Annotated in this window: 14 protein-coding genes and 1 pseudogene; all 15 read left to right on the top strand. The window is 44.0% G+C overall.

Translation table 11 applies throughout. From position 1 onward, the window contains the following. Positions 1-83: 83 nt before the first annotated feature. On the top strand, positions 84-1,226 hold the full coding sequence (locus ACFVS1_RS19245; protein ID WP_241615858.1) for a sensor histidine kinase: 1,143 nt from the start codon (positions 84-86) through the stop codon (positions 1,224-1,226). 52 nt (positions 1,227-1,278) lie between these two features. Then, positions 1,279-1,962 (top strand): response regulator transcription factor, encoded by a 684-nt coding sequence (locus ACFVS1_RS19240; RefSeq protein WP_241593035.1) that lies wholly within the window; start codon positions 1,279-1,281, stop codon positions 1,960-1,962. A gap of 192 nt (positions 1,963-2,154) precedes the next feature. Continuing rightward, positions 2,155-2,997, top strand: coding sequence for a DegV family protein (locus tag ACFVS1_RS19235; RefSeq protein ID WP_387549791.1), 843 nt, complete (start codon positions 2,155-2,157; stop codon positions 2,995-2,997). Between the two features lie 141 nt (positions 2,998-3,138). Next, the gene (locus ACFVS1_RS19230) at positions 3,139-4,527 is read left to right on the top strand and encodes an ATP-dependent helicase ComFA (RefSeq protein ID WP_387550131.1); all 1,389 of its coding nucleotides are present in this window, start codon (positions 3,139-3,141) and stop codon (positions 4,525-4,527) included. Beyond that, positions 4,524-5,216, top strand: coding sequence for a ComFC family protein (locus ACFVS1_RS19225; RefSeq protein WP_387549789.1), 693 nt, complete (start codon positions 4,524-4,526; stop codon positions 5,214-5,216). The genes ACFVS1_RS19230 and ACFVS1_RS19225 overlap by 4 nt, the downstream gene beginning before the upstream one ends. A gap of 99 nt (positions 5,217-5,315) precedes the next feature. Continuing rightward, the gene (locus tag ACFVS1_RS19220; protein WP_387549787.1) at positions 5,316-5,735 is read left to right on the top strand and encodes a TIGR03826 family flagellar region protein; all 420 of its coding nucleotides are present in this window, start codon (positions 5,316-5,318) and stop codon (positions 5,733-5,735) included. A 218-nt stretch (positions 5,736-5,953) separates the two neighbouring features. Beyond that, a complete protein-coding gene (flgM, locus tag ACFVS1_RS19215; protein ID WP_241593039.1) occupies positions 5,954-6,217 on the top strand; it encodes a flagellar biosynthesis anti-sigma factor FlgM in 264 nt (87 codons plus the stop codon). A gap of 77 nt (positions 6,218-6,294) precedes the next feature. Continuing rightward, entirely contained in the window at positions 6,295-6,783 is a 489-nt protein-coding gene (locus ACFVS1_RS19210; protein ID WP_387549784.1) for a flagellar protein FlgN, read from the top strand. Positions 6,784-6,813: 30 nt separating this feature from the next. Next, positions 6,814-8,373, top strand: coding sequence for a flagellar hook-associated protein FlgK (gene flgK / locus ACFVS1_RS19205; RefSeq protein ID WP_387549782.1), 1,560 nt, complete (start codon positions 6,814-6,816; stop codon positions 8,371-8,373). Positions 8,374-8,388: 15 nt separating this feature from the next. Then, the gene (flgL, locus tag ACFVS1_RS19200) at positions 8,389-9,267 is read left to right on the top strand and encodes a flagellar hook-associated protein FlgL (protein ID WP_387549780.1); all 879 of its coding nucleotides are present in this window, start codon (positions 8,389-8,391) and stop codon (positions 9,265-9,267) included. 44 nt (positions 9,268-9,311) lie between these two features. Further along, a complete protein-coding gene (locus ACFVS1_RS19195) occupies positions 9,312-9,890 on the top strand; it encodes a DUF6470 family protein (RefSeq protein ID WP_387549778.1) in 579 nt (192 codons plus the stop codon). An 8-nt stretch (positions 9,891-9,898) separates the two neighbouring features. Continuing rightward, positions 9,899-10,342, top strand: a complete 444-nt coding sequence (gene fliW / locus ACFVS1_RS19190; RefSeq protein WP_387549776.1) for a flagellar assembly protein FliW — start codon at positions 9,899-9,901, stop codon at positions 10,340-10,342. Then, complete coding sequence (gene csrA, locus ACFVS1_RS19185) at positions 10,342-10,575, top strand: carbon storage regulator CsrA (RefSeq protein WP_387550129.1); 234 nt, start codon at positions 10,342-10,344, stop codon at positions 10,573-10,575. Before fliW ends, csrA begins: the two co-directional genes overlap by 1 nt. 138 nt (positions 10,576-10,713) lie before the next feature. After that, the gene (locus ACFVS1_RS19180; protein WP_387549774.1) at positions 10,714-11,457 is read left to right on the top strand and encodes a flagellin N-terminal helical domain-containing protein; all 744 of its coding nucleotides are present in this window, start codon (positions 10,714-10,716) and stop codon (positions 11,455-11,457) included. 346 nt (positions 11,458-11,803) lie between these two features. Then, positions 11,804-11,917, top strand: a pseudogene (locus ACFVS1_RS19175) (flagellin); the annotation flags it as partial. Positions 11,918-12,601 lie beyond the last annotated feature (684 nt).

Genomic DNA, 12,601 nt, shown 5'->3' with positions numbered 1-12,601 from the left:
AAAGGGAAAGAACTTTTTTCCATATACATAGTCTTTAAGATAATAAATTGTTTAAGTCTTTTGATTTAAGTGGAGGGATCTTAATGTCCATAAAAAAGGTTGATGCTAAAGCATTGGACAAGATCTTAGAAACAATGGTGAGCACCGTTAGCGAAAGTAAGGATGAAGTCTTTGATATCGGCGAACAATGCCGAAAGGATTTCGAGTCATTATCAAAAGAGCTTGATGATGTGAAAATCAGGGTTGCCATTGTGATAACCGACAGCGATGCACTGGATTCAAAAGCCAGGTTTGCTCGAAAAAGGCTTTCAGAAGTCAGTATGCACTTCAACCATTTTTCTGAAGAGCAGGTGCGCGATGCTTATGAAAGGGCACATAAGCTGCAAGTCGATTTACAAATTAACCGGCAATTGGAGAAAGAGCTCCGTAATCGCCGGGATGAGCTTGAGTTAAGGTTAAGGGGTTTACAGCAGACGATCGATAAAGCGGTGCATCTCGTCTCGCAAATATCGGTAGTACAGAACTATTTGACACAGGATCTTAAATTTGTCGGGGAAGCACTTCAAGAAGCGAAACGCAAACAGGACTTCGGCCTGAAAATAATCGAAGCCCAGGAGCAGGAACGCAAAAAGCTCTCACGTGAAATTCATGATGGGCCGGCGCAAATGCTGGCAAACGTCATGATGCGCTCAGATCTGATAGAACGAGTGCAACGGGAGAGAGGTCCTGATGAAGCGTTAGTGGAAATCCGCAGTTTAAAGGTCATGGTAAGGAATGCTCTATATGAAGTGCGCAGAATCATCTATGACCTTCGTCCTATGGCGCTTGATGATTTAGGACTAGTTCCTACTCTCAGAAAGTACCTGCAAACGACCGAAGATTATAATAATGGCGTGAATCTGAATTTCGTCAACCTTGGGCAGGTCAAAAGGCTCCCTTCGGATATGGAGGTCGCTTTATTCAGGCTGGTTCAAGAGGCAGTACAAAATTCATTGAAGCATGCGGAACCAAAACAGATTCAAGTTAAACTGTCCATTTCCAAGGAGATGGTGACCGTCGTCGTCAAGGATGATGGAAAGGGGTTTGACTCTTCGATTCAAAAAGAAGGTTCATTTGGCTTGGTAGGAATGAGAGAAAGAGTCGAGCTGCTGGAAGGTGAAATGACGATAGATTCACAACCGGGGGCAGGCACTTTAGTATTTATACAAATTCCCTACCATATATAAACTAAACTTTAGAGAATAGACTTTTTAATTAGAAACTAGGAGGAAGAAGCCGTTGAAGACTAGTATCATCATTATCGATGACCATCAGCTTTTCCGTGAAGGCGTAAAGCGCATATTAGATTTTGAATCATCCTTTGATGTTGTTGCCGAGGGTGATGACGGAAGCGAAGCTATGGATCTCGTTGAAACACATAAACCTGATGTTGTCATCATGGATATCAACATGCCGAACATGAATGGGGTCGAAGCGACAAAAATGCTCGTGAACCGATACCCTGAAACAAAAGTCATCATCCTTTCCATTCATGATGATGAAAACTACGTACAGCACGCATTGAAAACAGGAGCGTCAGGATATCTGTTGAAGGAAATGGACGCTGATGCGTTGATCGATGCTGTGCGCGTAGTCGCTGAAGGGGGCTCATACCTTCATCCGAAGGTGACCCATAACTTAGTTAAAGAATATCGTCGCTTGGCAGCTGAAGAAGGTGCTGATCGTGATTCCGTACATACAATAGAAATCAGGAGGCCGCTTCACCTATTGACTCGACGCGAATGTGAAGTGCTTCAACTTTTAGCGGACGGGAAAAGCAACCGTGCCATCGGCGAAACCCTATATATCAGTGAAAAAACAGTCAAGAACCATGTAAGTAACATTCTTCAGAAGATGAATGTGAATGACCGTACACAAGCGGTCGTCCTGGCTATTAAAAACGGCTGGGTAGAAGTGAAGTAATCAAAGCGATCGATAAGTCCGGCTCTTCAGATTCCGCAATGCGTGCTGAAGGGCTGGATTTTTTTATTGGAAGGATGACTGGATGGTTTCATATTTTTGGTAATTCAGAAAGTAATTTAATGCAAATAAAGGCATTTTCAGATAGAATGGTGAATATGATACGAAGTAAATTTTTATAAGGATGGTACTTTTATGAAAACTGCAGTCGTAACAGATAGCACTGCATATATACCTAAGGAAATGCGTGATCGTTTACATATACATATGATGCCGTTGAATGTCATTTTTTCCAATGAGGCTTACCGGGAGGAAGTGGATATTACTGCGGATGAGTTTTATGAGGAAGTAAAGAGACAGGAGAAATTGCCGACCACTTCACAGCCTCCGATCGGGAAGTTTGTCGAGAAGTTCGAGGAGCTGCAAAAAGAGTATGATGACGTTATTTCCATTCATCTATCGAGCGGCATCAGCGGAACGTATCAAGGAGCGGTATCGGCGGGTGAAATGGTCGAGGGAATTAAGGTTCATGCTTTTGATTCGGAAATCAGCTGTATGGTACAGGGATTTTACGTGATCGAGGCGGCAAAGATGGCACTTGATGGTAAAGGTGCAGAAGAAATCATAGCCAGGCTCGAAGAAATGAAGCCTTCGGTCAAGGCATACTTCATGGCAGATGACCTATCCCATCTGCAGCGCGGGGGGCGCTTAAGCAGTGCCCAAGCATTGATTGGCAGTTTGCTTCAAGTGAAGCCGGTTCTCCATTTTGTAGATAAAGTCATCGTCCCATTCGAAAAAATCCGTACAAGAAAAAAGGCGATGAAGCGGATTGCCGATATGCTTGGAGAAGACGCGGCGAGCGGAGAGAAATATAAAGCTGTCATTATTCATGCAAAACGGGAAAGTGAAGCAAAAGACTGGAAAGCAGAACTTGAAGCCCGGTTCCCGAATGTCGAGTTCGACATCAGCTACTTCGGTCCAGTAATCGGAACGCATCTGGGCGAAGGCTCGATGGGGATGGGCTGGTATAAAATTTAAGTTGTGACGCCTTTCGAAAGGGAAAGGCGTTTTTTCATGGAGCAAAAAGGAATCCGGGAGTAAAAAGGAATCCGGGAGTAAAAAGCGAATGATAAGGATGAGCGTAATTTATCAAGAAAAGGAGGTTGCAGTTTGGAACAAATGAACATCTCCCCCCCTTATTCCCCGGAACTTCAGAACCATCTCACCGGAAAACATCTTTTGGCCATCGAAATCCCCTTCTCTCAAGAACTCCTCACAGAACATCTCAAGAATGGGTATGTCTCGGAAACTTGCGGCGTGCAAACCTGGAACGGCAGTTTTCTCTGTATGCGCTGCGGTAACAAAGAACAAACTTTGTTTTATACATTCCCTTGCAAGATTTGCGATCAAGTTTGCACGTACTGCCGCTCATGCATCATGATGGGACGGGTCAGTGAATGTGCAAAGCTATATAGGTGGACCGGACCCGGCATTCAGTTTAAGATTCCTGACATTGTGATGAGATGGGAAGGCGCTTTATCGGAAGGTCAACAAAATGCCTCCGACCGTGTCGTTGAAGCTGTAAACGAAAAAGGTGAACTCCTGGTATGGGCTGTATGCGGGGCAGGAAAGACGGAGGTCCTATTCCCAGCGATCGAGGCAGCCTTGCATGCCGGGAAACGGATTTGTTTGGCAACACCGCGAACCGATGTCGTTCTCGAACTATCCCCAAGGTTAAAAAAAGCCTTTCCTGCCATTGAAGTCACGACTCTCTATGCCGGCAGTGCCGATCGACATGGATTTTCACCACTAACCGTTTCCACGACACATCAGCTTTTTCGTTTTATTGAAGCTTTCGATGTCATCATCGTTGATGAAGTCGATGCGTTTCCCTACTCAATTGATGATTCGCTGCAATATGCGGTCAATAAATCAAAAAAGGTTTCTGCGTCAACCATCTACTTGACCGCCACACCTTCGAAACGGATGCAGCGGCAATACCGCAGCGGTAAATTGAAAGCCGTCATAATCCCGGCCCGTTATCATCGTCAGCCAATCCCTGTCCCTGAAATGAAGTGGAGCGGCAATTGGCAAAAACTCTTTCTTCAAAAAAAGATTCCTTCCAAAATTAACGGCTGGGTAAGTGAACGCCTTAAGCGGAACATCCCCTTCCTCTTATTTTTTCCAAGCATTGAAGTGATGGAGCAGGTCATTCCGCTGTTTCAAATGCTGTCCCCAGAATTAACGATTGTCCACTCCCGGCACCCTGATCGAAAGGAAAAAGTAATGGCACTAAGACATGGATTGGTTCCGGGATTACTGACCACGACCATCCTCGAACGAGGCGTAACTATTGAGAGGCTGGAGGTAGCCGTGATCGGTGCTGAACATGAAGTGTTTTCTGATAGTGCCCTCGTTCAGATTGCCGGCAGGGTAGGGAGAAGCTTTGCTAATCCTGCCGGGACGATTACCTTTTTTCATTACGGTAAAAGTAAAGCGATGGTCGAGGCGGTTCACCATATTCAAATGATGAATAAAGATGCCATGAAAAGGGGGCTGCTCTTATGAATAGATGTCTTGTTTGTGATGAAAGAATGAAGCAGGCGTTGACATGGAGGGGCTTGCTTAAGCAGGTAGAGTCAAGAGCAATCTGCGCAGGGTGTGAGGGGAAGCTTAATAGGATTACCGGAGAAACATGCACAATGTGTTCAAGGGAGCTTGGTGGGGTTCATATTACCGGTGCCCTCTGTCCGGATTGTTCAAGATGGGAAAGGAATAAGGAATGGCGCGGCTATTTGTCGAAGAACATATCGCTATTTCATTATAATGAATACTTAAAAGATATTATTGCTAAATATAAGTACCGTGGGGATTATGCATTAGCTGAGGTTTTCGTCCCTTTTTTGAAAGAAGGGTTAAAGGACATGGAGTTTGACCTCGTAACGGTCATCCCGCTTAGTCGTGAACGGCTTAGGGAACGGGGATTCAACCAGGCACAGGCCTTGGCAGACCTTCTTGGACTTCAGTCGGTTGAGATCTTGACAAGAATCAATACGGAAAAACAATCAAAAAAATCACGTCAAGAGAGAATGTCATTACCGCAGGTTTTTCAGGTCATGCAATCAGATTTGCTGGAGCATAAATCAATTTTGATCATCGATGACATTTACACGACAGGCACAACTCTCAGGCATGCAGCCAAAGCCTTAATGATGGCTGGGGCCAAAGAAGTATCATCCATCACCCTGGCTAGGTGAAACAGCTTATTTTAATGAACATCCCTAAAGTATCGCCGGTATTATTCGATATATACAGTACTGAAGAATAATCGCTGTGATGGTGAAGGAGGGGCCTCGATGGAAGTATTCAACTGTCCAAGCTGTAATTCGTTATTCGTTATGACGAAATTCCGTGATGTATGCGATGCCTGTTATAAAGAAGAAGAAGCCCAATATGATAAAGTGTATGCATATATTCGCAAGAAAATAAATAGAACGGCGTCCATGATGCAGGTGGTTAAGGACACCGGCGTTGAAGAAACGTTAATTATTAAGTTTGTGAGAACAGGAAAGCTGAGAATTTCGCAGTTTCCCAATCTAGGAATTCCATGTGAAAAGTGCGGCGCTAACATAAATAGCGGAAGGCTATGCGGTAAATGCAGCGATTCACTGCTTACCGATTTGCAGGCGTTTGAAAATGAGGAAAAGCGCCTGACTGAAATTCAAGGAAATGATAAAAAAAATACGTACTACATGAAGGATGATCAAAAAGGATAAATCATGGAAACATGATGCGTTATTTGTTAAAATATTCGATATTGAGAACAAGATTCGACAATGGATGTCGAAGGAAGATTGACCGAAACAATTAAAGAAATCCATTCCTTGTCGATAATAACGATAGGGAGAATAACACAGTCCAGAACCATTTCATGTGTTAAGGAATCGAAACATTATGGGATTTATAAAATCGACCGAAGGAGAGGATCTGGAATATGAAAATCAATAACGTCGGTATGACAGGTGTTAACCCTTATAATCTTCAAGCCAATAAAACGGGGAATATCAAAGAAACCAAGGTCAAATCCTCGGATAAAGTTGAAATTTCTTCAGCGGCAAAAGAAATGCAGCAATCATCACCGATTCTTGCTGCAAGACAAGCGAAAGTGGACGAATTGAAAATCCAAGTTGAAAAAGGAAATTATAAATTGAATGCACAAGCAACGGCTAAGGGTCTCATCGATTTTTACCGGAAATGAATTTTCAATGAAAAAGCTTGAATGAAGTGGACGGAGTTATTTTCCGTCCTTCATTTATGAGTGGGGGAGGCAGCAAAATGTCTGCACGGAACATTATCGAATCGCTTGAAAAATTGATAAAGCTTCATAAAAGCTTCAATCAATTGGCGATAAGAAAAACGGCCATTTTAAAAGCAAATGATACCGAGGCGATTAGTGCCCTGCTGATTTCGGAACAAAAGCATATTAAAGCGATCAGTCAAACGGATAAGGAAAGAGGCAGGGCGGTCGAGGAATTTCTTGCAGCCAATGGAACGGCGGGACTGCCTTCCTCCATCCATACCGTAACGGAACTGACGGGACCAGAAGAAATGGAAATCCTTGAAAGGCTAAAAGCGGAATTGATGGATGAGGTGGCAAAGCTGAAGGAGCGGAACGATTTAAATCAGCAATTGATCTATCAGTCCCTTCAATTCATCAATCTCTCTTTGAATATGCTGAGGCCGCAGAACCAGAATCTGAATTATGGGGATTCGGTAAAGAAAACGGCCAATATCGGCATGGGAATGTTTGATTCCAAAGCATAATAAGCAGAAAAAAGATGGAGGTGCGAGCAAATGATTTCAACCTTTATGGGACTTGAGACTGCCAAACGCGGATTATCCACCTCTCAAGGGGCCTTGTATACAACAGGGAATAATGTAGCTAATGCCAATACATTAGGATATTCAAGACAGCGGGTCAACCTGGTCCAGACGTCGGGCTTTCCTACTGTCGGTTTGAACAGCCCGCGCGTTGCCGGCCAAATCGGGACAGGGGTGGCAGCTGAAACGGTTCAGCGGATCCGGGACAGTTTCCTGGACGCACAATACAGGACACAAAGTAATAAAATCGGTTATTACGGGGCCATGAGCGAATCCTTGACGAAAATGGAAGGCGTCATGAACGAGCCGACCGACAGCGGATTAGCCGCCACGATGGAGAAGTTCTGGAATTCGCTGCAGGGGCTGACGGCGAATACGGAAAACTCCGGGGCACGTGAGGTCGTTGCCTCGACGGGCGTCATGGTCGCGGATACCCTGAACTACTATTACAACTCGCTTACGAACGTTCAAACGGATATCGGCAATCAGATAAACGTCAAAGCGAACGAAATCAATACGCTCATCAGCAGTATTGATCAGCTTAACCAACAGATCAGCAAAGTGGAGCCTCATGGTTATATTCCTAATGACCTTTACGATAAACGTGATGTACTCGTGGACAATCTCTCACAGCTTGTCAGCATTAAGGTGAATAATGTCATTCCGACGGATTACGGCAGAGCCAGCGATGTGGCCACAGGGCTATACAACATCGAATTGATGCAAGAAGACGGTTCGTCTTTTGTGCCGCCCATCAATCTAGTCAGTGTTAACCAAACCGGGATGGTGGGAACTTCGAAAGTTGAAGTCAGCCATGATAAAACGACAGGTATGGTGGACGGATTGAAGTTTGGTTCGAAAACATTGACGGATTACAATTTCTCCGGAGAACTGTCCGGTCTGATCAACAGCTTCGGCTATAAGAAGGCTGATGGCACGATCGGCGGCGCTTATCCTGATATGCTGAAAAAAATTGATAATATGACTACGGCTTTTGTGAATGAGTTCAATGCCATCCATAAACAAGGTTATGCCCTAGGTGATGACAGCACTTCCGCACTGAACTTCTTTGAACTTGAACCTGGTAAAAGTGCCGCCCAAAGCATCACGGTGAATGGTGAAATCATTAAGGACCCCACAAAAATTGCCGCAGGCGGTAAAAGCGGAGGGGCATCCGGTGATAATGAAAACGCCAAACTCCTGGCTGACCTTAAAAAGAAGGCGTTCAGTGAGTACTCGACTAAAGGCCAAAACTCCGATGAATTGACGGGAAGCTTCGACACTTATTATTCCGGTATCATCGGAAAGCTTGGTGTGGATTCCCAAAGCGCCCAAAAGAACCTTTCCAACTCTGTCGTGCTTGCTGCCTCGGTCAATCAAAATAGGGAGTCAGTCAGTTCCGTATCCCTTGATGAAGAAATGACGGACATGATCAAATTCCAGCAGGCATACAACGCATCCGCAAGAATGATGACGATGATGGATGAAATGCTCGATAAAATCATAAACGGAATGGGTACAGTAGGCCGATGATAGGAGGAGACGAATATGCGGGTAACGCAATCGATGCTAACCAATAATATGCTGAGCAATTTAAGCAGCAGTTACGAAAAGATGTCCAGGCTGCAAGAACAGGTTTCTTCTCAAAAGAAGTTCTCCAAGCCATCCGATAACCCTGTTGCGGCCATGATGGGGATGGGGTACAGGACAAACCTCAATCAAATAGGGCAGTATCAAAGTAACATTGCCGAGGCGACCAATTGGATCGACAGCACGGATGATGCCATTACTGAAAGTGTTTCCGCCATGCAGCGGATTCGTGAATTAACCGTTCAAGGCAGCAATGGCACGTATGAAGGGGAACAGCTTAAAACAATTACTGAAGAAATTAAACAATTAAAAGAACATCTCATAACTCTTGGAGACACACAGATTGGCGGGAAGTATATTTTCAACGGCCAGGATACGAATGTGAGACCGTCGTCCGTTAAAGATGGGAATGGAAATACCGTGTATGGCACGGGGGACATAAACCTTGAAGTGTTTTCCGGGATTTCCCTTAAGATCAATACGGACGGTTCCAAGATTTTTGGTGATGCACTAGCTGCCGGCGGAAGCATCGACAAGACAATCGAGGCACTCGAAAACGGCGGAGACGTGAGCGGCACACTGGAAGGACTTGACGCAACGATAAACACGTTCTTAAGCATGCAGGCCCAGGTAGGCGCTAGGCAGAATCGGATTGAGCTGATGACGGACCGTCTCAAGCAGCAGGAGGTTTTTGCCACTGAAATCCTTTCGAAAAATGAGGATGTCGATATCGAAAAGGCGATCATGGATTTGACGACCCAGGAAAGTGTCCATAGTGCTGCTTTAAGCATCGGCGCAAAAATCATGCAGCCGAGTTTATTGGATTTTCTTCGCTAAGCTATTCTTAAATGGATAGCTTTTTTCTATAAGGAGTGTTGATGATGCAGATTCCGCAAATTAGATTGCAAACTACCCCAATGAAGATTGGAATGAATATAGAACAGCCTGTACAGCAAATCGAACAAAAGGCTGCGGTCCAATCCATTCAACAGCCGCAAGCGATCCTCGAGATTCAAACGACCCCAGGCAAGCTGACGATCGATCAGTCAAAAGCAAGAGAAGACATGGATTTGAAAAGCCTCTCAGTAAGAGTCGATGAATTTGCGCAGCAGGGATATCAGGATTGGCTGGCGGGTATGGCAAGACGTGCCCAGCAGGGAATGGAGCTAAGGCATATTGAAAAAGGCGGTAATCCACTCGCTGAACAGGCCAGGCAAAACAGCAAAGGACCTGAGAAGAGCTTCAATCTCGGCTGGATTCCCTCTCCATTCAGCGTGAAGCTTGACTACCTGCAGGCGGAAGTGAAGATTGAAGCAACCACCCAAAAACCAATCATTGATGCTCAAATCAATAGGGTGAACCATACATACACACCAGGCAGTGTTGATGTCGAAATTCTACAAAAAAATGCGCTGGATATAGATTTCATCAATTTATATCCGGATGAGATAGGGAAGTGAAAACATAGATGATTCTACAAACAAAATTTCATGGCGAACTGGAATTGGAAGAGAAAGAGATTTATGTATTTGGAAGCGGAATACCAGGATTTTTAGAAGAAAAACAGTTTTGCTTGCTAGCTTTGGATGACACGCCATTTTTCGTCCTGCAATCGACAAAAACAAAAGAGCTTGCCTTCATTGTTACCGATCCTTTTGAAGTGTTTCATGATTACGAAGTGAAGCTTACAGATGAGGTATTATCTTCTTTACAAATAGAAACGGAACAGGAAGTCATTACTTTCGTCATCTTAACGATCCAGGAGCCTTTCAATGAAACGACGGCGAATCTCCAGGCACCCATCATCATAAACGGCCCTAAAAAAATCGGAAAGCAATTCATCATGAATGCCAGTGAATACCGTACAAAGCACAAACTGTTTGAACCTCCAGCAGAACAGGGGGGGAAATGATGCTCGTTTTGACCAGAAAACCGAATGAAGCAATCATGATTGGCGATGATATCGAAATTACGATCCTGTCTGTCGAGGGAGAGCAGATCAAACTGGGGATCAATGCCCCGAAAAACGTCGATATCCATAGGAAGGAGATCTACCTGTCCATCCAGCAGGAAAATAAAAAAGCCTCCAAAACAGAAACCAATTTTCTGGAAGGCATAAATGAGTATTTCAAGAAAAAATCGTAAAATCAGCTAAATATGTTTCCAAGCAGGTCGATATTAAGTATACAACGATGGGCAGTGAAATAGGCGGCCGACTTATTCACTGCCCATCGTAAACAACCACATGGACGTGGGAACTTAAAACTCAAGGAGGAAACAAAAATGATCATCAATCACAATATCACAGCTTTAAACACACATCGTCAACTAGGTGCAGCAACAAACGCACAATCCAAATCAATGGAGAAACTAGCATCAGGTATGCGCATCAACAAAGCTGGAGACGATGCTGCTGGATTATCAATATCCGAAAAAATGCGTGGCCAAATCCGCGGATTAGATCAAGCAGCTCGTAATGCTCAAGATGGTATTTCATTAATTCAAACTGCTGAAGGTGCATTGAATGAAACTCACTCTATTCTTCAGCGTATGCGTGAGTTAACTGTACAAGCAGGTAACGAAGGTACAAACCAAACAGAAGACTTTACAGCTATTAGCGCGGAAGTTACACAATTACAGAGCGAGTTAGATGGAATTGCTAGCCGTACTGAATTCAACGGTAAAAAGTTATTAGATGGTTCATTTAATAAAGATCTTCAAATTGGTGCGAATAAAACTCAACAACACAATATCACAATCAATTCTGGTACTGCTAGTAAAGGATTTAATGCAGCTGATTTAGGTGTTGATAGTACTGTATTAAAATGGGATGGTCTTAAAGCTAGTACAGACGCTAACCTTACTGCAATTGATGCAGCTATCGGAAAAGTATCAACTGCTCGTTCTGATTTAGGTGCAAATCAAAATCGTCTAGATCATACTATTAACAATCTTAATAATTCTTCTGAGAACCTAACTGCTGCGGAATCTCGTATCCGTGACGTAGATTATGCTTTAGCTGCTTAATAACAGTGACAAGCACAGTCGTCCTAGCTGGTAACGGCTTGAGATTATTATCGGGTGAATTGCTGGAAAACCCTTAGAGCTTTTCTTACCACAACGTAGTTGGAAACGACAAGCGTGAAGGTTTGAAAAAAGAAAAGATTGGGCAATCAGCAGCCAAGCTCCTGTCTCGAAAGAGTGGAGAAGGTTCAACGACTAGGATAGACCATCTAAGGCTCAAGCTATGGTGATGAAATCCATAGGTGAAACAATGTACATCAGCATTGTGAATCCGAAGTGCCCGACCCCTACTAGAATACTAGAGGGTGAAGATATAGTCTGGTCATTTATGAAAGTAAATGTTCGCACGATGGCGAAAGAAATGATGAACCAAACGAAGAATTCTATTCTTTCTCAAGCAGCACAAGCAATGTTGGCTCAAGCGAACCAGCAACCGCAGGGCGTTCTTCAGTTACTTCGTTAATTGAAGAGTTAGCTTAACAATAAAGGGTCTGACACTTTGTGTCAGGCTCTTTTTTTGTACTGATTGAAGGGTGTAAGGAACACTGCGATGTAGAAAAAAAGAGTTTACTGCCCCTTAAAAAGTAGGGGGCCATTCGTTATGTCACCAAGGAATCTTATGGCTACAATCTAATGATATTACCTTCATTGGGTATGATGTTACCACAGAATACGTAGATGAAGATGTGATTACTGTGTATGGTTAAATTACTGGTGAATACAGCTATCAATCACAAGCCGGATGAGATATATCGATCCCTAGTATGTTCATTCATTTGAATAAAAAGAGAAGTCCTAACTAAATGTTAAAACAAAGTTGATTGGAACGGAAGGTACGAGACTCCTGCGGGAATGCGAGTACAAGGGAGACCCCGCAGGCGCAAAGCGCCGAGGAGGCTCCCCGGACCGCCCGCGGAAAGCGAGTGCCTGGAGAGGAAATCAACGGTCACAGTATAAACCTTCAAAACGTATGGGCAATAGGGATTCCATCTTATATTTCATGGAGATCTAATTAGAACGGTAGGTGCGAGACGCCTGCGGGAATGCGAGTCAAGGGAGACCCCGTGGAAAGCGAGTGCCTGGAGTGGAAATCAACGGTCAAAATTTAAAAGCCTAAAACAACTGAGACTCCAGATATTTTTCTGGA

The organism is Peribacillus sp. NPDC058075 (genome assembly GCF_042885195.1).
Classification (GTDB): Bacteria; Bacillota; Bacilli; order Bacillales; family DSM-1321; genus Peribacillus.
The sequence above is the reverse complement of the archived record's forward strand: the minus strand, read 5'-3'. Positions and strand labels throughout refer to the sequence as shown.

Excerpts from the sequence above, each read along its gene's own strand:
- ACFVS1_RS19180 (WP_387549774.1), top strand. The coding sequence starts at position 10,714 with ATGATCATCAATCACAATATCACAGCTTTAAACACACATCGTCAACTA.
- ACFVS1_RS19230 (WP_387550131.1), top strand. The coding sequence starts at position 3,139 with ATGAACATCTCCCCCCCTTATTCCCCGGAACTTCAGAACCATCTCACC.
- ACFVS1_RS19235 (WP_387549791.1), top strand. The coding sequence starts at position 2,155 with ATGAAAACTGCAGTCGTAACAGATAGCACTGCATATATACCTAAGGAA.
- flgK (WP_387549782.1), top strand. The coding sequence starts at position 6,814 with ATGATTTCAACCTTTATGGGACTTGAGACTGCCAAACGCGGATTATCC.
- flgM (WP_241593039.1), top strand. The coding sequence starts at position 5,954 with ATGAAAATCAATAACGTCGGTATGACAGGTGTTAACCCTTATAATCTT.
- ACFVS1_RS19225 (WP_387549789.1), top strand. The coding sequence starts at position 4,524 with ATGAATAGATGTCTTGTTTGTGATGAAAGAATGAAGCAGGCGTTGACA.
- csrA (WP_387550129.1), top strand. The coding sequence starts at position 10,342 with ATGCTCGTTTTGACCAGAAAACCGAATGAAGCAATCATGATTGGCGAT.
- ACFVS1_RS19195 (WP_387549778.1), top strand. The coding sequence starts at position 9,312 with ATGCAGATTCCGCAAATTAGATTGCAAACTACCCCAATGAAGATTGGA.
- ACFVS1_RS19220 (WP_387549787.1), top strand. The coding sequence starts at position 5,316 with ATGGAAGTATTCAACTGTCCAAGCTGTAATTCGTTATTCGTTATGACG.
- ACFVS1_RS19210 (WP_387549784.1), top strand. The coding sequence starts at position 6,295 with ATGTCTGCACGGAACATTATCGAATCGCTTGAAAAATTGATAAAGCTT.
- fliW (WP_387549776.1), top strand. The coding sequence starts at position 9,899 with ATGATTCTACAAACAAAATTTCATGGCGAACTGGAATTGGAAGAGAAA.
- ACFVS1_RS19245 (WP_241615858.1), top strand. The coding sequence starts at position 84 with ATGTCCATAAAAAAGGTTGATGCTAAAGCATTGGACAAGATCTTAGAA.
- flgL (WP_387549780.1), top strand. The coding sequence starts at position 8,389 with ATGCGGGTAACGCAATCGATGCTAACCAATAATATGCTGAGCAATTTA.